Annotated in this window: 21 protein-coding genes; 19 read left to right on the top strand and 2 right to left on the bottom strand. The window is 73.5% G+C overall.

The genetic code is table 11. The features are described 5' to 3' along the window. The first annotated feature begins 104 nt into the window (after window positions 1–104). From ACXR8F_RS17185 to ACXR8F_RS17165, 5 genes are all read left to right on the top strand, one after another. Window positions 105–761: a hypothetical protein gene (locus ACXR8F_RS17185; protein ID WP_045187620.1), complete on the top strand. Its 657-nt coding sequence runs from the start codon at window positions 105–107 to the stop codon at window positions 759–761. Then, the gene (locus ACXR8F_RS17180) at window positions 758–1,318 is read left to right on the top strand and encodes a hypothetical protein (protein WP_458802294.1); all 561 of its coding nucleotides are present in this window, start codon (window positions 758–760) and stop codon (window positions 1,316–1,318) included. Before ACXR8F_RS17185 ends, ACXR8F_RS17180 begins: the two co-directional genes overlap by 4 nt. A gap of 132 nt (window positions 1,319–1,450) precedes the next feature. Next, the gene (locus ACXR8F_RS17175) at window positions 1,451–2,713 is read left to right on the top strand and encodes a hypothetical protein (RefSeq protein ID WP_458802292.1); all 1,263 of its coding nucleotides are present in this window, start codon (window positions 1,451–1,453) and stop codon (window positions 2,711–2,713) included. A gap of 530 nt (window positions 2,714–3,243) precedes the next feature. Next, window positions 3,244–4,479 (top strand): PhoH family protein, encoded by a 1,236-nt coding sequence (locus ACXR8F_RS17170; protein WP_458802436.1) that lies wholly within the window; start codon window positions 3,244–3,246, stop codon window positions 4,477–4,479. A 530-nt stretch (window positions 4,480–5,009) separates the two neighbouring features. Then, window positions 5,010–5,678, top strand: a complete 669-nt coding sequence (locus ACXR8F_RS17165) for an aggregation-promoting factor C-terminal-like domain-containing protein (RefSeq protein ID WP_458802290.1) — start codon at window positions 5,010–5,012, stop codon at window positions 5,676–5,678. Between the two features lie 123 nt (window positions 5,679–5,801). Here ACXR8F_RS17165 and coaA read toward each other — a convergent pair whose 3' ends face one another. Then, window positions 5,802–6,797 carry a type I pantothenate kinase gene (gene coaA / locus ACXR8F_RS17160; RefSeq protein WP_458802288.1) on the bottom strand — a complete coding sequence of 332 codons (996 nt, stop codon included), beginning with the start codon at window positions 6,795–6,797 and terminating at the stop codon, window positions 5,802–5,804. Between the two features lie 74 nt (window positions 6,798–6,871). Between coaA and glmS the strand changes: the two genes are divergently transcribed. From glmS to tsaD, 9 genes are all read left to right on the top strand, one after another. After that, complete coding sequence (gene glmS, locus ACXR8F_RS17155; protein ID WP_045187610.1) at window positions 6,872–8,731, top strand: glutamine--fructose-6-phosphate transaminase (isomerizing); 1,860 nt, start codon at window positions 6,872–6,874, stop codon at window positions 8,729–8,731. A gap of 1 nt (window position 8,732) precedes the next feature. Next, on the top strand, window positions 8,733–9,083 hold the full coding sequence (locus tag ACXR8F_RS17150; protein ID WP_045187608.1) for a holo-ACP synthase: 351 nt from the start codon (window positions 8,733–8,735) through the stop codon (window positions 9,081–9,083). Further along, a complete protein-coding gene (locus tag ACXR8F_RS17145; protein ID WP_458802285.1) occupies window positions 9,083–10,675 on the top strand; it encodes a bifunctional ADP-dependent NAD(P)H-hydrate dehydratase/NAD(P)H-hydrate epimerase in 1,593 nt (530 codons plus the stop codon). The genes ACXR8F_RS17150 and ACXR8F_RS17145 overlap by 1 nt, the downstream gene beginning before the upstream one ends. Before the next feature lie 65 nt (window positions 10,676–10,740). Then, a complete protein-coding gene (alr, locus tag ACXR8F_RS17140) occupies window positions 10,741–12,060 on the top strand; it encodes an alanine racemase (RefSeq protein ID WP_458802283.1) in 1,320 nt (439 codons plus the stop codon). Beyond that, window positions 12,057–13,337 (top strand): alpha/beta fold hydrolase, encoded by a 1,281-nt coding sequence (locus ACXR8F_RS17135; RefSeq protein ID WP_458802281.1) that lies wholly within the window; start codon window positions 12,057–12,059, stop codon window positions 13,335–13,337. The genes alr and ACXR8F_RS17135 overlap by 4 nt, the downstream gene beginning before the upstream one ends. A gap of 5 nt (window positions 13,338–13,342) precedes the next feature. Further along, window positions 13,343–13,825: a tRNA (adenosine(37)-N6)-threonylcarbamoyltransferase complex ATPase subunit type 1 TsaE gene (gene tsaE, locus ACXR8F_RS17130; protein ID WP_458802279.1), complete on the top strand. Its 483-nt coding sequence runs from the start codon at window positions 13,343–13,345 to the stop codon at window positions 13,823–13,825. 57 nt (window positions 13,826–13,882) lie between these two features. Beyond that, window positions 13,883–14,599, top strand: coding sequence for a tRNA (adenosine(37)-N6)-threonylcarbamoyltransferase complex dimerization subunit type 1 TsaB (tsaB, locus tag ACXR8F_RS17125; RefSeq protein WP_458802277.1), 717 nt, complete (start codon window positions 13,883–13,885; stop codon window positions 14,597–14,599). A gap of 62 nt (window positions 14,600–14,661) precedes the next feature. Then, window positions 14,662–15,132 carry a ribosomal protein S18-alanine N-acetyltransferase gene (gene rimI / locus ACXR8F_RS17120; protein WP_458802275.1) on the top strand — a complete coding sequence of 157 codons (471 nt, stop codon included), beginning with the start codon at window positions 14,662–14,664 and terminating at the stop codon, window positions 15,130–15,132. Then, window positions 15,129–16,175 carry a tRNA (adenosine(37)-N6)-threonylcarbamoyltransferase complex transferase subunit TsaD gene (gene tsaD, locus ACXR8F_RS17115; RefSeq protein ID WP_045187599.1) on the top strand — a complete coding sequence of 349 codons (1,047 nt, stop codon included), beginning with the start codon at window positions 15,129–15,131 and terminating at the stop codon, window positions 16,173–16,175. The genes rimI and tsaD overlap by 4 nt, the downstream gene beginning before the upstream one ends. A gap of 187 nt (window positions 16,176–16,362) precedes the next feature. Here tsaD and ACXR8F_RS17110 read toward each other — a convergent pair whose 3' ends face one another. After that, window positions 16,363–17,388, bottom strand: a complete 1,026-nt coding sequence (locus tag ACXR8F_RS17110) for a glycoside hydrolase family 3 N-terminal domain-containing protein (protein ID WP_458802273.1) — start codon at window positions 17,386–17,388, stop codon at window positions 16,363–16,365. On the opposite strand from ACXR8F_RS17110, the gene ACXR8F_RS17105 reads away from it, so the two are divergent. From ACXR8F_RS17105 to ACXR8F_RS17085, 5 genes are read left to right on the top strand one after another with little or no spacing between them, the layout of a single operon-like run. Next, window positions 17,387–17,806 carry a hypothetical protein gene (locus ACXR8F_RS17105; RefSeq protein WP_458802271.1) on the top strand — a complete coding sequence of 140 codons (420 nt, stop codon included), beginning with the start codon at window positions 17,387–17,389 and terminating at the stop codon, window positions 17,804–17,806. The genes ACXR8F_RS17110 and ACXR8F_RS17105 overlap by 2 nt on opposite strands. Further along, window positions 17,803–18,792 (top strand): nucleoside hydrolase, encoded by a 990-nt coding sequence (locus tag ACXR8F_RS17100; RefSeq protein WP_458802269.1) that lies wholly within the window; start codon window positions 17,803–17,805, stop codon window positions 18,790–18,792. The genes ACXR8F_RS17105 and ACXR8F_RS17100 overlap by 4 nt, the downstream gene beginning before the upstream one ends. After that, entirely contained in the window at window positions 18,792–19,616 is an 825-nt protein-coding gene (locus ACXR8F_RS17095) for a ribokinase (protein ID WP_458802267.1), read from the top strand. Before ACXR8F_RS17100 ends, ACXR8F_RS17095 begins: the two co-directional genes overlap by 1 nt. 58 nt (window positions 19,617–19,674) lie before the next feature. Further along, window positions 19,675–20,004, top strand: coding sequence for an ArsR/SmtB family transcription factor (locus ACXR8F_RS17090; protein ID WP_458802265.1), 330 nt, complete (start codon window positions 19,675–19,677; stop codon window positions 20,002–20,004). Continuing rightward, window positions 20,001–20,345, top strand: a complete 345-nt coding sequence (locus ACXR8F_RS17085) for an SRPBCC domain-containing protein (protein ID WP_458802263.1) — start codon at window positions 20,001–20,003, stop codon at window positions 20,343–20,345. Before ACXR8F_RS17090 ends, ACXR8F_RS17085 begins: the two co-directional genes overlap by 4 nt. The last annotated feature ends 333 nt before the right edge of the window (window positions 20,346–20,678 follow it).

Raw genomic sequence — 20,678 nt, 5'->3', positions numbered from 1 at the left:
ACGACACGTGCCCACACCGGTCACCGCGGGGCTGGCCGAGCACGACGAGAGGCGGCACGACAAGATGGGTGCCGTGCCACAGGGACCGATGAAGGAGCACACCAATGTCCACAGCCACTGACCCGCTGGCCGGTTCAGAGCTCGCCCGCGTGCCGCTGCCCGACGACGTCTACGGCTTCGGCTGGGCCGAGATCCGCTACCTGCTCGGACGGCACTCGACCGCGAGCAGCCGCATGACGGTGGCCTCGCTCGGCTTCGACGCAGCGCCGACCGACGAGCTCGTCGGCGCTGCCGGTGTGGCGTCGCTGCTCGCTCGCGGTCTGGCCGAGCCCGACGGCGACCGCGCCGTCAGCCGCGGCGAGGCGGCGGTGCTCGAGACGGTCTTCGCCCGCGCCAAGCGCTGGAGCGGCATCAGCGTCCGGGACGGCGAGCAGGGCGACCTCATGGTCGTGCTCGAGGACGGCGACATCATCGCCCTGTTGCAGCCGCGCAGCCTCGGCACGTGGTTCGTCGGGCTCACCGACGCCGTCGACCGGCCCGCCGAGGTGCTGGCCCGCGCCGTCGAGCAGCTTCGTGGCGGTGCTTCGTCGGCTCGCTTCGCGATCGAGACGCGCACCCTCGAGGGCAGCGTCGGCACCCGCTACTTCCGCCCCGACGGGGCAGGCTGGACCGTGTCCGACTCGGCCGACGGCGAGCCGCGCCCGGTGACGACCGGGCTCGCGAGCGAGCTCGAGCAGCTCCTGCCGGGAGCCCCTGCATGAGTGCGCCGACCCCGCCGACGCCGACGCCCGGCGGCCGGGTGGGCGACCCGCCGCCGTACGCGTGGCTCGACGATCCTGCGCAGCCCTTCGGTCCGGTCGGGATCCGCACGACCATCGTGCTCGGCTCCGCCCTCGGTGCGATCGGGGTGTTCGGGCTGGCCTTCGGCCTGTTCGGCGGCGACCAGGCGCGCGGTGCCCGCCTCGGCGTCGGCATCGTCTTCGTGCTCATCGGCGCGATGGTGGTCCGGATGGGCACCGCCCGCCGCGCCTGGCGCGAGCGCAACCCCGGTGTCGACCCGCTCGCGGCCGCGGTCGAGTCCGGCGCGAACGTGGGCAGCGCCTTCGGCAACGACTCCCGCGTCGCGCGCTTCGGCCGCTGGCTGCTGGTGGCCGTGTGCGCAGCCGTGACGCTCGTGATGGTCCTCGCCCTGCGCCGCGCGCTGACCGGCGAGACGCCGACGAGCGCCGGGGGAGTGGTCGTCATCGTCCTGCTCGGCCTCTTCGCCGCCGTCATCGGCGTCATGGCCGCCGTGCGCACCCGCCCGCGAGGCCGGTGACGGGCATGGGCGACACGTCGCCCGTTCCGGTGTGTCCAAGGCCCTCCGGTCGCGGTCGCGGTCGCGGTCGCTCGAGCGGGCCCGGGTCGCCGGCCGCGCGGTCCTGAGCCCGGACGTCGGAGGGGGAACGCCGTGGCCATCTACCGCAAGGGGGCCGACCCGGTCGCACTGCGCGGCAGCGCCGACCGTATCGACGCGCACGCCGGCGACCTCGAGTCGCTGCGCGGCGAGGCGACCCGGGCCGTGCACGGCCTCAAGGGCCACTGGGGCGGGGGAGGCCTCGACCACCTGCTCGACCGGTGGCCGTCGATCTCGACGCAGCTCGAGCGGGTCGGCGGCGACCTGGGACGCCTCGCGCAGGCTCTGCGCCGCAACGCGGCCGCCCAGGACGGGACGAGCGGCAGCGGCAGCGCCGACGACGGCTGGGCCCACACCGCGGCCGACCGCCACGCTGCCCAGCACGCCCGCTACGACATCGACGGCGACGGGGTCGTCACCGACGAGGAGCGCGAGGCGGTCGTCACGGCCGACCTGATGCAGCGCCTCTTCGGCGGCACGGTGCCGCCCGAGCTGCTCCACCTGCGCGACGACGACTACGAGGGCATCCCGCAGGGGCAGGGCTACGACGGGGGCCGCGACGAGTTCCTCACGACCTACTACGCCAAGGACGGCGACACGTCCGAGGACGTCCGCCTGTCCATCCAGGACAAGCGCACCGGCTACGAGACGGCCTACGTCCAGCTCAAGGACGAGGACGGCGGCGAGCTCGGGCACGGAGGCGGCGTCACGACCGACGGGCGCTGGGTCTACGTCTCCGACGGGGGCAAGGTCTACACGTACGACCGCTCGCTGATCGACGCCGCCGTCCCCGGCTCGCCCGTCGCCGCTGCGCACTCGCAGGACGTGCCGGTGAGCAGCTTCCTGAACCTCTCGCCCGACGGGCGCTACGCGTACGTCGGCGAGTGGGACAAGAACACCCTGCTGCCGGGCGACAGCAGCCCTGGTCACCCCGAGCTCTACCGCTACGAGGTCGACCACGAGACCGGCACGCTGGTGAACCAGTCGGGCCCGCAGCGCATCCCCAACAACGCGCAGGGCGTTGCCGCCACCGACGGTGGGCTGCTCTTCACGACGTCGTGGGGCGACAAGGCCGGGATCTCGCCCAACGAGCTCGTCTACCAGCCGTTCGACGGCGACCAGTCCGGCGGACTGCGCCTCGTCGACAGCGGCGACGCCCGTGACGTCGCGGAACTGCCCTACTACGCCGAGGGCATCAACGTCATCGGCGACGACGTCTACGTCACCCACGAGAGCGGTGCGTCCGCGTACCAGGGCGAGGACGGCGAGACCCGCATCCAGCACCACGACCTCGACGACCTCGGCCTCGACCGCTGACCTGTCCGGCACGAACCGCCGCGCGGCTGCCTCGCCGGGCCGCCCCACGGCAGTCCTCGACAGTATGCCATCGGCGACGTCAAGGCGGTCGTGCGGACGTCTGGTGGGCGGCTGTGTTGCCGACAGGTGAACTCTCCGGCGACACGACGCCGCAACGGCTCTCAATCCGCGTCCCCGTCGGATCCGGGTCGTACCGTCGTCCCAACGGCCGACACCCGTCGGACGTTGCCAGGAGGCCCACCCATGGAGCGATCGCTCAGGACGGAGGGCCGGGCACGACGCCACCCTCTGGTGGCCGCCCGGCATCTCGGGAGCGATCAGGCGCGCTGAGCGCGCCGCGTAGGGAGTGGCACATGGCACGTACGACCCGTCAGGTCACGTCGGACGCCAGCACGACAGCCAGCAGCACGACCACCAAGCCGGCCGCGGCCTCCACACGCGCCACCACAGCAGCGACGGCACGCGACCGCGTGCCCGAGCACAAGACGTACGTCCTCGACACGTCGGTGCTCCTGTCCGACCCGCGGGCCATGCTCCGCTTCGCCGAGCACGAGGTCGTGCTGCCGGTCGTCGTGGTCACCGAGCTCGAGGGCAAGCGGCACCACCCCGAGCTGGGCTACTTCGCCCGCCAGGCCCTGCGGCTGCTCGACGACCTGCGCGTCAGCGAGGGGCGGCTCGACAAGCCGGTCGGTGTCGGTGACGACGGCGGCACGCTCCGCGTCGAGCTCAACCACACCGACCCGTCCTCGCTGCCCGCGGGCTTCCGCCTCGGTGACAACGACACCCGCATCCTGGCCGTCGCCAAGAACCTCGCGAACGAGGGCTGCGACGTGACCATCGTGTCCAAGGACCTCCCGATGCGCGTCAAGGCGTCCGCCTGCGGGCTCGAGGCCGAGGAGTACCGCCACGAGCAGGGGGTCGACACGGGCTGGACCGGCCTGCAGGAGCTCGAGGTCACGACCGACGAGCTCGACCAGCTCTACGACCGCGGCCGCGTCGAGCACGCGGGCGCAGCCGAGCTGCCGTGCCACACCGGTCTCGTCCTGCTCTCGCCGCGGGGAAGCGGTCTGGGGCGGGTCGGCGCCGACAAGCAGATCCGGCTCGTGCGCGGCGACCGCGACGCGTTCGGCCTGCACGGCCGCAGCGCCGAGCAGCGCATCGCCCTCGACCTGCTGCTCGACCCCGACGTCGGCATCGTCAGCCTCGGCGGCCGGGCCGGCACCGGCAAGTCGGCGCTCGCACTCTGTGCGGGCCTCGAGTCGGTGATGGAGCGCCGCATCCAGCGCAAGGTCCTCGTCTTCCGGCCGCTCTTCGCGGTGGGTGGCCAGGAGCTCGGCTACCTGCCCGGCACCGAGGCCGAGAAGATGAACCCGTGGGGGCAGGCGGTCTTCGACACCCTGAGCGCGCTGGTCTCGACCGAGGTGGTCGAGGAGGTGATGGACCGGGGGCTGCTCGAGGTCCTGCCGCTCACGCACATCCGCGGCCGGTCGCTCCACGACGCCTTCGTCATCGTCGACGAGGCGCAGTCGCTCGAGCGCAACGTGCTGCTCACGGTGCTCTCGCGCATCGGCCAGAACTCGAAGGTCGTCCTCACCCACGACGTCGCCCAGCGCGACAACCTCCGCGTCGGTCGCCACGACGGCGTGGCCGCCGTCATCGAGAAGCTCAAGGGCCACCCGCTCTTCGCGCACGTCACCCTGACCCGGAGCGAGCGCAGCCCGATCGCGGCCCTCGTGACCGACATGTTGGAGGGTCTGGACGTGTGACCTGAGTCACGTCACGCACGGCGCCCCCTGAGCACGACTTCGGGGGGCGCCGTGTTGTGGCACACAGGCGCAAAACACCCCAACCACCCATTACGGTTGGGCTCGAACTTGCTCTCGGGTGCCGCGCGCTGGCACCGTTGCTCATCGAAGGTCTCGGAACGATAACGCTCGCCGTGGGGTGCGAGCGATGTCCCAGCTGGGACCTTCCTCCCACACGACCAGTCTCCGGGACGGCCAGCTGCCGTCCCGCACCTGCGTCGAGCACTGACCCCGAACCCAGGAAGGCGTGACGTACGTTCATGGCACGGTATGAAGGCCGGCACCGCAACGCTCCGGCTCCCTCAACCGCTTCCAGCGTGACGCGCCCCGCCACCTCGGCCCGTTCGAGTCGGCTTGGCGCACCACACCAGTCCGATCTGGCCGTTCCTCGACGGCAGGGCATGCCTCAGCCGGTGAAGCACGAGGTGGCGAGCCCGCCGGCAGGGACTCGTCGCAGCCGGCACGACTCGCCCCCCAAACGTAGGCGTCACGTGGGACGCCCCATCCTCGCTGGGGCCTTGGCGCTCGGGCTGGGCACCTCGGGCTTCGCGTACGCCAAAGCGACAAACCTCATCGGCACCGACGCCGCGGCGTTCGTCGTGGGCTCGGGCGTCGCTGCCCAGACCGACGAGCTGGCCCGCGCGACCACGGTCGACACGACCTACCGTGCCGCAGCCTCGGTCTCGCGCAACGAGCGCCGCACTGCGATCGCCGCCACCGGGTTGCGCACGGCCGAGGAGCTCGAGGCCAAGAAGAAGAAGGAGGCGGCCAAGCAGGCCGAGAAGGCCCGCGAGGCCGCCGAGAAGGCCGAGCGCGAGCGCGAGCGCCAGCGTGCCATCGCGAACGCCAAGGAGGACCCGAAGGCCGCCGCCCGCGTGCTCATGGTCGACCAGGGCTGGACGAGCGACTCGCAGTACAACTGTCTCGTCAACCTCTGGACGGGTGAGAGCGACTGGCGCTGGTCCGCCGAGAACGCGAGCTCGGGTGCCTACGGCATCCCGCAGTCGCTGCCTGCCCGAAAGATGGCTACGTTCGGCGCGGACTACCGCACCAACCCACTGACGCAGATCAAATGGGGTCTCTGGTACATCAAGCAGTCCTACGGCAACCCCTGCAACGCGTGGTCCACGTGGCAGGCGCGTTCGCCGCACTGGTACTGAGCAGCCGCGGTCGACAGGCGGCCGACGTATGCCGTGTGGCCGGTTCCCAGCGGGGGCCGGCCACACGGCATACCTGCGTCCGTACCCGCTCGCGTGCGGGGTGCGCAGGGCGGCGGGTGGCGCTCAGATCTTTCGGAGGCGCACCCGGCGCACCTCGTGGTTGTCGCCCTTCGAGAGCACCAGGCTGGCGCGCGACCGGGTGGGCAGGATGTTCTCGACGAGGTTCGGGCCGTTGATCTCGCGCCAGATGCGGTTGGCGGTGGCGACCGCCTCGTCGTCGGACAGCACGGCATACCGGTGGAAGTACGAGTCGGGGTCGGAGAACGCGGTCTCGCGCAGGCGCAGGAAGCGCTCGACGTACCACTTGCGGACGTCGTCGACCCACGCGTCGACGTAGACGGAGAAGTCGAAGAAGTCGCTGACGGCGAGGCCGGTGCCGCGCACCGGGTGCACCTCGGGCGCCTGGAGCACGTTGAGGCCCTCGACGATGAGCACGTCGGGCTGGCGCACGACGATGCGCTCGCCGGGGACGATGTCGTAGGTGAGGTGCGAGTAGACCGGGGCGGTGACCTCGGCGCGTCCCGACTTGATCTCGGCGACGAAGCGCAGCAGGGCCCGGCGGTCGTAGGACTCGGGGAAGCCCTTGCGCTGGAGCAGCCCGCGGCGCTCGAGCTCGGCGTTGGGCCAGAGGAAGCCGTCGGTGGTGACGAGGGCGACGCGTGGGGTGTCGGGCCAGCGGGCGAGCATCTCGCGCAGGATGCGCGCCGTCGTCGACTTGCCGACGGCGACCGACCCGGCCACCCCGATGACGAAGGGGGTCTTGGCCGGGCGCTCGCCGAGGAAGTCGCTCGTGACCTGGTGCAGCTGCCGGGTCGCGCCGACGTAGAAGTTGAGCAGGCGCGACAGCGGCAGGTAGACCTCCTCGACCTCGTTGAGGTCGACCCGGTCGCCGAGGCCGCGCAGGCGCGCGAGGTCCGCGTCGTCGAGGTTGAGCGGCTGGTTCTCGCGCAGCCGTGACCACGCCGCCCGGTCGAACTCCACGTAGGGGGAGGGGATCGACCCGTTGCCGCCGTTGCTGCCGCTCGGCGTCTCCCTGGATGAGTCCGACACGGTGGCCATTGTGTCGGACGGGTGTCGGACGCGCGCCCGGAGGGTGGCGTCGGGCCCGTGGGCGGTCCCCTAGGCTGGACCTCATGTGTGGAATCGTGGGATACGTCGGCCGGACGAACGACGGCACGGCGCTCGATGTCGTCATGGAGGGCCTGGCCCGCCTCGAGTACCGCGGCTACGACTCCGCCGGTGTCGCCCTGCTCGACGGCGACCACGTCGAGACCCGCAAGAAGTCCGGCAAGCTCGCCAACCTCACCGCCGAGCTCGAGGCCGACCCGCTGCCCGCGTCCACCACCGGCATCGGGCACACGCGTTGGGCCACGCACGGCGGCCCCACCGACGAGAACGCACACCCGCACCGCGGTGGCGGGGACGGCAAGCTCGCCCTCATCCACAACGGCATCATCGAGAACTTCCACAGCCTCAAGAAGGGCCTGCTGGCGGACGGCGTCCAGTTCACGAGCGAGACCGACACCGAGGTCGTCGCCCACCTGCTCGCCGCCGCCTACGAGCGCGAGCACGACCTGACGGCCGCGATGCGTGCCGTCGTCGCCGACCTCGAGGGCGCCTTCACGCTGCTCGCGATCCACGCCGACCAGCCCGACGTCGTCGTCGGCGCCCGCCGCAACAGCCCCCTCGTCGTCGGTCTCGGCGACGACGCCAACTACCTCGGCTCCGACGTCGCCGCCTTCATCGGCCACACCCGTCACGCCCTCGAGCTCGCCCAGGACCAGATCGTCACGATCACGCCCGACGGCGCCACCGTCATCAACTTCGACGGCACGCCCGCCGAGGGCAAGGCGTACGAGGTGACGTGGGACGCCGCGGCCGCCGAGAAGGGCGGCTACGCGACCTTCATGGAGAAGGAGATCCACGACCAGCCGCACGCGGTGGCCGACACGCTGCTCGGGCGCACCGACGCCGACGGCCGGCTCGTGCTCGACGAGATGAGCATCTCCGAAGAGCAGCTGAAGAACGTCGACCGCATCACGATCGTCGCCTGCGGCACCGCCGCGTACGCCGGCATGACCGCCAAGTACGCCATCGAGCACTGGACCCGCATCCCGGTGGAGGTCGCCCTCGCCCACGAGTTCCGCTACTGCGACCCCATCGTCAACGAGCGCACGCTCGTCGTCTCCATCAGCCAGTCGGGCGAGACGATGGACACCCTCATGGCCGTCAAGCACGCCCGCGAGCTGGGCGCGCTCACCGTCTCGGTGTGCAACACGCACGGATCGACGATCCCGCGCGAGTCCGACGCGGTGCTCTACACGCACGCCGGTCCCGAGATCGCCGTCGCCTCGACGAAGGCGTTCCTCGCACAGATCACCGCCTGCTACGTGCTCGGCCTCTACCTCGCGCAGCTGCGCGGCGGATCCTTCGCCGATGACGCGGCCGCGGTGATGAAGGAGCTCGGGCAGGTCCCGGCCAAGATCGAGACCCTGCTCGGCCAGATGGGCCGCGTCAAGGAGATCGCGAAGTTCATGGCCGACACCCGCTCGGTCCTCTTCCTCGGCCGCCACGTCGGCTACCCGATCGCGATGGAGGGCGCGCTCAAGCTCAAGGAGCTCGCCTACATCCACGCCGAGGGCTTCGCCGCCGGCGAGCTCAAGCACGGCCCGATCGCGCTCATCGAGCCGGGCCAGCCGGTCTTCGTCGTCGTGCCCTCGCCGACGAGTGAGCACGGCCTGCACGGCAAGGTCGTCTCCAACATCCAGGAGATCCGCGCCCGCGGCGCCCGCACGCTCGTGATCGCCGAGGAGGGCGACGAGGCCGTCGAGCCCTTCGCCGACGAGGTCATCCGCGTGCCCGCGACCTCGCCGCTGCTGGCGCCGCTGCTCACCGTCGTGCCGCTCCAGGTCTTCGCGCTCTGGCTCTCCACCGCCAAGGGCCTCGACGTCGACCAGCCGCGCAACCTCGCCAAGTCGGTCACGGTCGAGTGACGTGATCGTCGGGGTCGGCATCGACGTCGTCGACATCGCGCGCTTCGAGGAGACGCTGCAGCGCACGCCGGCGCTGCGCGAGCGACTCTTCACGCCGGAGGAGCGCGGGCTCGGCATCGCCTCCCTCGCCGCGCGGTTCGCCGCGAAGGAGGCGCTGGCCAAGTCGCTCGGGGCCCCGGGCGGCATGGAGTGGACCGACGCCCGCGTCGTCACCAACGACGACGGCCGCCCCTCGCTCGAGATCGGCGGCACGGTGCGCGCCCGCGCCAACACGCTCGGGGTCGACTCGTTCCACCTGTCCATGTCGCACGACGCGGGCATCGCGTCGGCCGTCGTCGTCGCGGAGGGCTGATGATCAGCGCCCACTCCATCGAGGCCGTGCGGGCCGCCGAGCAGTCCGCCATGGCCGACCTGCCCGAAGGCACGCTCATGGCGCGCGCCGCGCTCGGTCTGGCCGAGGTCGCCGCTGCGCGGCTGTCGGACACCGAAGGCACGACGGTCGTCGGGCTCGTCGGTGGCGGCGACAACGGCGGGGACACCCTGTATGCCGTCGCCCACCTCGCCGAGGCGGGCTACGCCGCCGCCGTGGTGCTGCTCGCGTCGTCCGGCCGCGAGGGGGTCCACGCGGGCGGTCTGGCGGCCGCCGAAGCCGCCGGGGTCATGGTCCACCTCGCGTCCGGCGGACCCGGGGAGGCCGCGAGCCCCGACGCGCTGGGTGATGCCGCCGACGTCGTCGCCGAGGCGGACCTCGTGCTCGACGGCATCGTCGGCATCGGCGGACGCCCCGGCCTGCGTCCCGAGGCAGCCCGGCTCGTCGACGCCATCGACGACGACGCGTGGGTCATCGCCGTCGACGTCGCCAGCGGGCTCGACCCCGCAGGCGGCGCGGGCGAGGACGACGCCGTCTGGGCCGACGAGACGGTGACGTTCGGCACCCCGAAGCCGGCGCACCTGCTGCCTGCGGGCGAAGGTGCCACAGGCGTGCTCACCGTCGTCGACATCGGCGTCCCCTTCGGCGACGTGCCGGCCGCCGTGGAGCGGCTCACCTGGGACGACGTCGCCGCTCTCTGGCCGGTGCCGCACGCGTCCGACGACAAGTACTCCCGCGGCGTGCTCGGCGTCGTCGCCGGCAGCGAGGCCTACCCGGGTGCTGCCGTGCTGTGCACGACGGCCGCGGCCGAGGCCGGCGTCGGGATGATCCGCTACGTCGGCACGCCGACCCCGGTCGGCCTCGTGCACCACGCCGTCCCGGAGGCGGTCGTCGGCGCCGGACGGGTCCAGGCGTGGGTCGTCGGCCCGGGCCTCGACGCGCAGGCCGACGACGACTCGGCCACGGCGCACCTCGACGCGGCCCGCGATGCCCTGGCCTCCGACCTGCCCGTGGTCGTCGACGCCGGCGGCCTCGACCTCGTCTCGGGCGACCCCCGCGACGCCCCCACCGTGCTGACGCCCCACGCCGGTGAGCTGGCCCGCCTGCTGACCCGCCTCGACGGGTCGACCGGCCGGAACGAACCCGCCGAAGGCGACGCCGTAGGCTCAGGGCACTCCGACGATCCGGCCGACCGGCCCGCTGTCACCGCCGACGACGTCAAGGCCGACCCGCTCGGCCACGCCCGGCGCCTCGCCGAGCTCACCGGGGCGACCGTCCTGCTCAAGGGCTCCACGACGCTCGTGGTGACCGAGGGCCACGCCGTGCGCGCCCAGGCCGATGCCCCGACGTGGCTGGCCACCGCGGGCGCGGGCGACGTCCTGTCCGGCGTCGTGGGGACGCTGCTCGCGGCGGGCCTCCAGCCGCACGACGCCGCCTCCCTCGGCGCGCTCGTGCACGGCGTCGCCGCCGACCGAGCCTCCGGAGGGGGCCCGCTGCGGGCGCTCGCGGTGGCCCACGGCATCCGGCCCGCCGTGCGCGACCTGCTCGCACGGGGACGGTCAGCACCGGGGTGACCGGCAGGGCCGCCGCCGCCCTGCCCCGCTCAGCGACCCACACCACGAACTGCGAGACTGCACCCATGAGCACCATCGACGCCGCCGAGGCCGCCGACGCCGGGAGTGCGGCCGTGCCCCCCGAGCGCCTCGTGCCCGACACCCGCGGCCTCACGGTGTGGGCCGAGATCGACCTGACGGTGCTCGAGGCCAACGTGCGCACCCTCCGCGCCCTCGCGCCGGCGTCGGAGTTCATGGCCGTCGTCAAGGCCGACGCCTACGGCCACGGCCTGCTGCCGGTGGCGCGGGCCGCCCTGCGCGGCGGCGCGACCTGGCTCGGGGCGGCCCAGTTCGTCGAGGCCTTCGCCCTTCGTGACGCCGGGATCACGACCCGGCTGCTGACCTGGCTGAGCGTGCCGGGCTCCGACTTCGCCGGCGCCGTCGGCCGCGACATCGACCTGTCCGCCTCCGCCCCGTGGGTGCTCGACGAGATCTCCGCTGCAGCTGCCGACCTCGGTCGCACCGCCCGCGTGCACCTCAAGGTCGACACCGGTCTGGGGCGCGGCGGCGCCTACGGCGCAGACTGGGGCAGCCTGGTGGCGCACGCCCGGCGCCTCGAGGCCGAGGGCACCGTCCGCGTCGTCGGCATCTGGACCCACTTCGCCCACGCCGACTCGCCCGAGCACCCCACCGTGCTCGCCCAGCAGGAGCGCTTCTTCGAGGCGGTCGCCGAGGCCGAGCAGGCCGGCATACGCCCGGAGGTGCGGCACCTCGCCAACTCTGCCGCGACCCTCGTGCACCCCTCGGCACACGCCGACCTCGTGCGGCCCGGCATCGCCATGTACGGCCTCACGCCCGTGCCACAGGTCGACGACGACTTCGGGCTGCGCCCGGTCATGACGCTGCGGGCCCGGCTCGCCCTCGTCAAGCAGCTGCCCGCGGGGCAGGGGATCAGCTACGGCCACGCCTACGTGCCCGACGTCGACACCGTGGTCGGCCTCGTGCCCGCCGGCTACGCCGACGGCATCCCGCGCAACGCCACGAACGTCGGGCCGCTGCTCGTCGACGGGCGCCGCACCACGATCGCCGGCCGGGTCTGCATGGACCAGCTCGTCGTCGACCTCGGGCCGGGTTCCACGGCCCGGGCCGGCGACGTCGTCACGCTCTTCGGCGGGGCACCCGGCGAGCCCACCGCCCAGGATTGGGCCGACGCCACCGACACCATCAGCTACGAGATCGTCACCCGGCTCGGGGCGCGGGTGCCGCGACTGCTCATCGGCGACGAGGGCGCGTCCGCCACGCACGCCGACGGCTCGGATGTCACCACGGCCGGCGCCACCACGGCCGGCGCCACCACGGCCGGCGCCACCACGGCCGACGCCACCGCCGAAGCGGGGCTCGCATGAGCCCCCGCCGCAACCCCGTCATCGGCATCGCCGCCGCCACCCTGGGCGTGGCCGCCGGCGTCGCCGCCGGCATCGCCGCCGACCGCGCCGGCAAGCACCGCGCCGCGATGGCGGCCCTCGAGACCCCCGAGCTGCTCGACATCGAGCCCGACGAGCAGCACGTCGTCCTCACCGACGACGGCGTGGCGCTGCACGTCGAGATCGACCTGCCGACCCCCGAGGCGGCAGCAGCGGCGGCGGACGGCTCGACCCGCCACGGCCGCGCCGACGAGCTGCCCACGGTCGTGCTCACCCACGGCTACTGCCTCAGCCTGCGCTGCTGGGTCTACCAGCGCCGCGCCCTCAAGGAGGCCGGCTACCGGGTCGTCTCGTGGGACCAGCGCGGTCACGGCCGCTCCGGGCGCGGCGAGAAGGAGAGCTACACGATCGACCGCATCGGGCAGGACCTGCGCACCGTCCTGGCCGAGATGGCGCCGGAGGGCGACCTCGTGCTGGTCGGGCACTCGATGGGCGGCATGACGATGCTGGCGCTCGGCGAGCACGACCCGAAGCTGGTGCTCGACCGCGTCGTCGGGGCGGGCTTCGTCGCGACCAGCCCGGGCGGCCTCATGCTCGCCAACGGTGGCCGCGTCGCCACCCTGGGCCGGCTCATGCTGGAGCGGCTGGGGCCCGGCGTGCTCGGCTCGCTCGCGCGTCGCCCCGAGGTGTTCACCAGGATGCGGCGCGCGGCCCGCGACCTCGAGCACTTCATGGTCGAGCAGAACTCGTTCGCGTCGCCGGTGCCCCGCTCGGTCGTGCGCTACACCGCCGACATCCTGCTCGGCACCCCGCTCGACGTCGTCAACGACTACCTCCAGACGTTCGACGGCTTCGACAAGCGACCGGCCCTCGGCGAGTTCCGCAACGCGGTGGTGCTCGTCTTCAACGGGCGCGAGGACATCCTCACCCCGCCGTCGCACAGCGAGCTCATCGTCGAGGGCATCCCCGGCGCCGAGCACATCGTCGTCAACGACGCCGGGCACGTCATCATGCTCGAGCACCCCGACCTGCTGAACGCCCACCTCATCCAGCTCGTCGACCAGGCCACCCGTGCCCGCGCCGAGCAGATCGAGGTCTCGAAGCAGCCGCGCGTGCGCCGCGTCGTCACCGACGTCGCGAAGAACCGGCGCCAGCGCCGGCTCGAGAAGGAGGCGGCCGACCTCGTGCGGACGGGCCGCAGCAAGGCGGCCCGCGCGAAGACGCCGCGTTCCTCGACCCCCCGCGCCAAGGGGGCCTGAGCACGATGGGCGAACGAGCGGGCAACCGGCGCGAGGTGCGCTGGTCATCCCTCGCGCAGACCCAGGACTTCGGGCGTCGGCTCGGGGCGCTGCTCCGCGGCGGCGACGTGCTCGTGCTGACCGGAGACCTCGGGGCGGGCAAGACCACCCTGACCCAGGCCGTCGCCGAAGGTCTCGGCGTGCGCGGGCCGATCACGTCACCGACCTTCGTCATCGCCCGGGTGCATCCCTCGCTCGTCGGCGGCCCCGAGCTCGTGCACGTCGACGCCTACCGCCTCGGCAGCGCCCTCGAGCTCGACGACCTCGACCTCGACGCCGACCTCGACGCCAGCGTCACCGTGGTCGAGTGGGGTGCGGGTCTCGCCGAGCAGCTCAGCGACACGCGGCTCGAGCTCACCATCACGGGGGACGACGAGCGCACCGTCGAGCTCACCGGCGTCGGCTCCCGCTGGGACGCCGTGCTCGACGAGCTGGCCCCGCGCTCCTGACGCGCCGCCCGACCGCGCCGTCCAGCGCGACGGTGGGCCTCGGATAGCCTGACGACCGTGCTCCTGCTCGCGATCGACACGTCCACGACGGCCATCACCGTCGGGCTGCACGACGGCACGTCGGTGGTGGCCGAGGAGACGACCCTCGACGCCCGTGCCCATGCCGAGCACCTCGCGCCCGGCATCAGCGCCACCCTCCGCGCCGCGGGTGCCGCGCCCGGTGACGTGACGGACGTCGTCGTCGGCATCGGGCCCGGCCCGTTCACCGGCCTGCGCGTCGGCATCGTCACCGGCCGCACCTTCGCGTTCGCGCTCGGCCTGCCGGTGCGGGGGCTCACGAGCCTCGACGCGCTCGCCCACGAGGCCTGGACGGACGGCCACCGCGGAGACCTCCTCGTCGCGACCGACGCCCGCCGCAAGGAGGTGTATGCCGCCGCGTACGCCCTGGGTGACGACGGAGCCGCCCGCACCAGTGCGCCGACGGTCGCTCGCGCAGCGGACCTGCCGCCCGAGCTGCGTGCCCTGCCGTGCGCAGGGCGGGGCCCCTCGCTCTACCCCGAGGCCCTGCCGCACGCGGCGGGACCCCTCGACGTCAGCGGGGGAGCGCTGGCCGACCTCGCCGTGCGCCGACTCCCGCGACACACCGGCGACACCCCGGCCACGGGGCTCCAGTGGGTCGACCCGGGAGACGGCTTCGACGGGCTCGAGCCGCTCTACCTCCGCCGCCCCGACGCCGCGCCGGCACCGCCGTCGAAGAAGTCGACGCTCGGATGACCGTGGCGACCACAGAGCCGACGGCCCCGACCGGGGGCCCCGAACCCTCCGACGGTGCCGGCATGTCGCCCGACGTGACACTCCGCGACCTCGAGTGGACCGACCTCGCCCGCCTCGCCGAGCTCGAGCAGGAGCTCTTCGCCGACGACGCGTGGTCCGAGGCGACGTGGTGGAGCGAGCTGGCCGCCCGTCCGCGCCGTGACTACGTCGTCGCGGTGAGCGCCGACGGGAGCACCGCCGGGTATGCCGGCCTCGACGTCTCGGGTGACGTCGCCGACGTCATGACGGTGGCCACCGCGCCGGCCGCGCAGGGCCGGGGCATCGGTCGGCTGCTGCTCGACGAGCTCGTTCGGCGGGCCGTCGCCCGTGGCGTCGAGGCGGTGCTCCTCGAGGTGCGCGCCGACAACGACGCCGCACGCCGGCTCTACGACCGCGCCGGCTTCGAGGTCATCTCGGTCCGCCGCCGCTACTACCAGCCGGGGGACGTCGACGCGCTCGTCATGCGTCTCCTCATCCCGAAGGGAGACGCATGAGCGACGAGCCCCTCGTCCTCGGCATCGAGACGTCCTGCGACGAGACCGGGGTCGGGATCGTGCGCGGCCAGACGCTGCTCGTCGACACGGTCGCGAGCAGCGTCGACGAGCACGCACGCTTCGGCGGCGTCGTCCCCGAGGTCGCGAGCCGGGCGCACCTCGAGGCCATGATCCCGACCATCGAGCGTGCCTGCCGCGACGCCGGGGTGCAGCTGCGCGACCTCGACGCCATCTCCGTGACGTCCGGTCCCGGTCTCGCCGGCGCGCTGCTCGTCGGCGTCGCCTCGGCCAAGGCCCTCGCGCTCGCCCTCGGCAAGCCCCTCTACGGCGTCAACCACCTCGCGTCGCACGTCGCCGTCGACATCGTCGAGCACGGCCCGCTGCCCGAGCCGACGATGGCGATGCTCGTCTCCGGCGGGCACTCCTCGCTGCTGCTCGTCCCCGACGTCACCAACGACGTGCGCTCGCTCGGCTCGACGATGGACGACGCCGCCGGAGAGGCCTTCGACAAGGTCGCCCGCGTGCTCGGCCTTCCCTTCCCCGGCGGCCCGCACGTCGACCGGGCCGCCCGCGACGGCAACCGGATCGCCATCGACTTCCCGCGTGGGTTGACGACCGGGCGCGACATGGAGCGGCACCGCTTCGACTTCTCGTTCTCGGGGCTCAAGACGGCCGTCGCGCGCTGGGTCGAGACCCGGCACCGCGCGGGGGAGTCGGTGCCCGTCGCCGACGTCGCAGCCAGCTTCCAGGAGGCCGTCGTCGACGTGCTGACCCGCAAGGCCCTGCTCGCCTGCAAGGAGCACGACGTCGACCACCTGCTCATCGGCGGCGGCGTCGCAGCGAACTCCCGCCTGCGGGCACTCGCCGAGGAGCGGTGCGCCAAGGCCGGAGTGACCCTGCGCGTGCCGCGTCCCGGGCTGTGCACCGACAACGGCGCGATGGTGGCAGCACTCGGCGCCCAGATGGTGTCGAAGGGGCGCGAGCCGAGCGACCTCGGTCTGCCGACGGACTCGTCGATGCCGGTCACCCTCGTCCAGGCATAGCCCAGCGCACACGCTCGGCGGTCACCCGGCTCGGCAAGTCCGCCGGGCTGAGCCCGTCGGGCACGCGGGGACACTCGCGGCGTGGAGCGCCGGTGGCCGTATGCCGGTACGTCGGCTCCCAGCGTCCGCCGGCCGCCGCCGATGCCGCTCGCGTCCCCGCCCGCCCCCTGCGGGAAGGGGCCCGTGCTCAGCTGCAGGTGGCGAGGCCGCGGCGCAGCTTGAGGTCGACGACGCGGGTGGTCGCGGCCTGGACGAGCGTGGCGAAGGCGGGGTCGGCGGCCATCGTGCGGGTGATCGCGTCGTGCATCGCGGGGATCGTCGAGGGCCGGGCGGTCAGGGTGATGTCGCCCCCGGCCCGGATGAAGCGCGTCGCGCGCTGGGCCACCGGCACGGCGGCGAGGGCCTTGGCCGCCCCGACGTCGTCGGTGATGACGACCCCGTCGTAGGAGAGCCGGCCGCGCAGCAGGTCGGTCACGATCGCCCTGGAGAACGTGGCGTTGGTGCCGGGGTCGATGCGGCTGTAGATGGCCGAGCCGACCATGACGAGCTCGACCCCGTCCTGGATGCCGGTGCGGAACGGCTCGAGGAACGGGTCGTCGACGGTCGTGGTGCGGTCGGTGATGCCGCTGGACGTGAAGTCGGTGTTGCCGGTGATGCGGCCGATGCCGGGGAAGTGCTTGACGGTCGAGGCCACGCCGCCGGCGCGCATGCCGGCGATGAAGGCGCCCACCATCCGCGACACCCGCTCGGGGTCGCTCGAGAACTGCCGGTCGTGCTGCCCGATGGGACCGTTCGCGCGACCGACCGACGTCGGCACGGTGTCGGCGACCGGGGCCAGGTTGACGTTGATGCCGGCAGCGCGCAGCTGGTCGGCCCAGCGGGTGGCGTCGGCGGTGAGCTCGCCCGGCGAGCCCTGGTTCTGGACGCGGGCCGACGGCATACGCGTGAAGCCGTCGCCGCGCAGCTGCTGCACCTGGCCGCCCTCCTGGTCGGCGGCGAGGAAGAGACCGAGGCCGGCCGTGGCGCGGTCGGAGGCCAGGCTCGCGAGGTGTCGCGTCGTCGCTCGGACGCGGTCGGCGCCGTTGAACCAGCCGCCGAGGAGGATCACGCCGCCGAGGTGGCGCTTGGCGACCAGCGCATCGAGGCTCGTGCGGCGCGCCCCGGTGTCGAGGCCGACCATGAGCAGCTGACCGGCGCGCTCGCCGGCGTCCATGCGGGCGACGATGCTCGGGGCGCAGGAGGTGGAGCCGCCCGCCGTCGCAGTGGGGGAGGGCGTCGGCGCGGTGGTCGTCGCGCGGCTCGACGTGGTCGACGGCGTCGCGCTCGTGGTGCTGCTGGGCGAGGTGGTGGAGGAGCCGGCCGCACTGCTCGACGTGCTGGCCGAGGTGCTGGTCGACGTGGGCGCGGACGAGCAGGCGGCGACCGTCGACACGACGGCGGCGAGCGTGGCGAGCCTCCGGACGGTCGTCGGCAGGCGGCGTCGGCTGGGGCTCTGGCGCATCATCCGACCCTATCTCGCCCCGCCTCGAGCTTCGTGGGGCCGTGGGTGCGGTGCGACGCTCCGTGCGCCCCGCCGCGACCACGGTGGCCCGGGACGGGGCACGGCACCACCCGGTACGTTGCCGCTGTGACGACCGAACCCACTCCCGTCGTGCTCGACGTCGACACCGGCGTCGACGACGCGTGCGCCCTGCTGCTCGCAGCGCTGCACCCGGCTCTCGACCTCCGCGCGGTGTCGTGCGTCGGCGGCAACGCCCCCGTGGACGACGTCGTGCGCAACACGCTCACGGTGCTCGAGACGGCGGGCCGCGCCGACGTGCCCGTCGCGCGTGGCGCCGAGCGGCCGCTCCTCGAGCCGCCGCTGCACGCCCGACACGTCCACGGCGAGGACGGCATGGGCGACCTCGGGTGGCCCGCACCGTCGCTCGCGCCCGACCCTCGCCATGCCGTGGAGCTGCTCCGGGACGTATGCCGTGAGGCCGCCATCGCCGGCCGCCTTGTCACCCTCGTGCCCCTCGCCCCCCTGACGAACATCGCCCTGCTGCTGCGCACCTACCCCGACGTGGCGGCGGGCATCTCGGAGATCGTCTTCATGGGCGGAGCGGCCAACGTCGGCAACGCCACGGCGTCGGCCGAGTTCAACGTCTTCCACGACCCCGAGGCCGCTGCGGTCACGCTCGATGCCGCGGCCGACCTCGGCATCCGCGTCACGATGTACGGCCTCGACGTGTTCTACGACCCGGTCATCTCGACCGAGGCGGCGGCCGAGCTCGTCGCCGTCGGCGGGCGCGGGCCGGCAGAGCTGGGCGGGCGGTTGATGGACTTCCAGCGCGAGCGGCTGGGCGGCCAGGACGCGACGATCGGTGACGCCGGTGCCGTCTGTGCGGTCATCGACCGCGAGGCCCTGCGCACCCAGGTGCTGCCGATCCGCGTCGAGCTCGCGGGCCACTGGTCGCGGGGGCGCACCATCGTCGACCGCCGCGACTGGAGCGGGGCGATCAAGCACGACCCGCACGGTGAGGCCCCGGTCCGCGTGGACGTGGCGCTCGGCGTCGACGGTGGCCGCTACGCCCGGCTGTGGGCCGACACCCTGCTCGGGCGCATGGGGCAGCGCTGATGGGTCGCGTGGTGGTGCTCGGCTCGCTCAACGTCGACGTCGTGACCCGCGTGGAGCGGCACCCCCTGCCCGGCGAGACCCTGCTCGGCGAGGCGGACGGACGGTTCGCCGGCGGCAAGGGCGGCAACCAGGCCATGGGGGCCCGCCGCGCGGGCGCAGACGTCGTCATGGTCGGTGCCGTCGGCGCCGACGAGGCCGGAGACGCCTACCTGGCTCGGCTGCACGCCGCCGGCATCGGGACGGCCGTGACGCGTGACCCTGAGGCGCCGACGGGCACCGCGTACATCGCCGTCGACGACGCGGGCGAGAACACCATCATCGTCGTGCCGGGCGCCAACGGCCTCGTGCGGGACGAGTCGGTGGCATCGGTCGGGATCGGCCCGGGTGACGTGCTGCTGTGCTCCCTCGAGGTGCCGCTCGACACCGTCGCCCGGACGGCGCTCGCAGCGCACCGGGCGGGTGCCCGGGTCGTGCTCAACATGGCCCCGTACGCGCCCCTGCTCTGGGACGCCGTCGCCGTGTGCGACCCCGTCGTCGTCAACGAGTCGGAGATGCGGCAGCTCGCCGACTCCGACCTCGTGCCCGGCTCGCTGCTCGTCACGTTCGGCGCGGCGGGGGCCCGCTGGGGTGAGCACCAGGTCGACGGCATACCGGTGGATGCGGGCGACGTGGTGGACACGGTCGGCGCGGGCGACGCGTTCTGCGGGGCGCTGGCCGCCGCCCTGGCGGCAGGAGCCGACGACGCGGCGGCGCTCGAGGCGGCCAATCGCGCCGGCGCCGAGGCGGTGCGCTGGGCCGGGGCCCAGCCCGACGCCGCCCTCTGACTCGACGAGAGCCGTGCGTAGCTTGACGGTTACGTAACCTGCAAGTTACGTTTGGGGCGTGAGTGGGACCTTCGAGGCACTGAGCGACCCGACGCGTCGCGCGATCGTCGAGCACCTCGCGCGTGAGGAGCTGACGGCGGGCGACGTCGCGGCGCTCTTCGACACGGCCCGGCCCGGCATCTCGAGGCACCTGCGGGTGCTGCGCGACGCCGGCGTGGTCGAGGCCGAGGCGATCGCCCAGCGGCGGGTCTACCGCCTGGTGCCCGGTGCGCTCGACGAGGTCGAGCAGTGGTGCCGCGAGGTCCGCTCGTTCTGGGGGCAGCGACTCGACGCCCTCGACACCGAGATCGCCCGCGGCGCGCGGGCCAGACGACAGGACGAGGGATGAATGAGCTGCTGCAGGTGCTGGGCCGGATAGAGCGCAGCGACGACGCCGTGGCCGTCGTCATCGAGCGGCACTACGCGACGACGGTCGACGACCTATGGCAGGCCTGCACCGACCCCGACCGGCTCGCGCGGTGGTTCGCCCCGGTGTCGGGCGACCTGCGCGACGGTGGCGCCTTCACCATCCACTTCGACGACGCCGACACCCCGGTGTGTCGGGTCGTCGAGTGCGCAGCCCCCGGTCGGCTCGTCTGGGAGTGGCCGGTGGGGGAGGCTGCCAGCCTCGTCACGGTCGGCATCGCCGGCGACGGCGACGGGGCGCGCCTCACGCTGCGGCACGAGTGACTCTCACCCGGTCAGGCGGCCGGGTACGCCGCCGGCTGGGACACCTACGTGCGTCGGCTCGACGCCGACCGGTCCGGTGCCGCCATGCCGGACTGGGACGCCACGTGGAGCGCCCTGCACGCCCGGTATGCCGCCTCGTCGGGCCTCGGCCGTCAGTGAGGCCCGTGAGCCGACCCCGTTGGTCGAGTGCCCAGTTCCTCGCCCCGGAGGCAGGGCGGTCTCAACCCGTCTGCGCAACGTTGAGTAGTTCGTTGAGCCTAACGGCCGGGGTGTGGAATCCGAGGGTGGCTCGGGGGCGGGTGTTGAGCAGCTGCTCGACGCGGGTGATCTCCG

The sequence above is a fragment of the Terrabacter sp. AAH1 genome (assembly GCF_054456855.1).
The sequence above is the reverse complement of the archived record's forward strand: the minus strand, read 5'-3'. Positions and strand labels throughout refer to the sequence as shown.

What these genes read in the sequence shown, in the direction of transcription:
- ACXR8F_RS17095 (WP_458802267.1), top strand. Translation starts at nt 18,792, where the DNA reads ATGGGTCGCGTGGTGGTGCTCGGCTCGCTCAACGTCGACGTCGTGACC.
- ACXR8F_RS17170 (WP_458802436.1), top strand. Translation starts at nt 3,244, where the DNA reads ATGCTCCGCTTCGCCGAGCACGAGGTCGTGCTGCCGGTCGTCGTGGTC.
- alr (WP_458802283.1), top strand. Translation starts at nt 10,741, where the DNA reads ATGAGCACCATCGACGCCGCCGAGGCCGCCGACGCCGGGAGTGCGGCC.
- ACXR8F_RS17135 (WP_458802281.1), top strand. Translation starts at nt 12,057, where the DNA reads ATGAGCCCCCGCCGCAACCCCGTCATCGGCATCGCCGCCGCCACCCTG.
- ACXR8F_RS17085 (WP_458802263.1), top strand. Translation starts at nt 20,001, where the DNA reads ATGAATGAGCTGCTGCAGGTGCTGGGCCGGATAGAGCGCAGCGACGAC.
- ACXR8F_RS17105 (WP_458802271.1), top strand. Translation starts at nt 17,387, where the DNA reads ATGCGGGCGACGATGCTCGGGGCGCAGGAGGTGGAGCCGCCCGCCGTC.
- ACXR8F_RS17145 (WP_458802285.1), top strand. Translation starts at nt 9,083, where the DNA reads ATGATCAGCGCCCACTCCATCGAGGCCGTGCGGGCCGCCGAGCAGTCC.
- coaA (WP_458802288.1), bottom strand. Translation starts at nt 6,797, where the DNA reads ATGGCCACCGTGTCGGACTCATCCAGGGAGACGCCGAGCGGCAGCAAC.
- tsaE (WP_458802279.1), top strand. Translation starts at nt 13,343, where the DNA reads ATGGGCGAACGAGCGGGCAACCGGCGCGAGGTGCGCTGGTCATCCCTC.
- tsaD (WP_045187599.1), top strand. Translation starts at nt 15,129, where the DNA reads ATGAGCGACGAGCCCCTCGTCCTCGGCATCGAGACGTCCTGCGACGAG.
- ACXR8F_RS17110 (WP_458802273.1), bottom strand. Translation starts at nt 17,388, where the DNA reads ATGGACGCCGGCGAGCGCGCCGGTCAGCTGCTCATGGTCGGCCTCGAC.
- ACXR8F_RS17185 (WP_045187620.1), top strand. Translation starts at nt 105, where the DNA reads ATGTCCACAGCCACTGACCCGCTGGCCGGTTCAGAGCTCGCCCGCGTG.
- rimI (WP_458802275.1), top strand. Translation starts at nt 14,662, where the DNA reads ATGTCGCCCGACGTGACACTCCGCGACCTCGAGTGGACCGACCTCGCC.
- glmS (WP_045187610.1), top strand. Translation starts at nt 6,872, where the DNA reads ATGTGTGGAATCGTGGGATACGTCGGCCGGACGAACGACGGCACGGCG.
- ACXR8F_RS17180 (WP_458802294.1), top strand. Translation starts at nt 758, where the DNA reads ATGAGTGCGCCGACCCCGCCGACGCCGACGCCCGGCGGCCGGGTGGGC.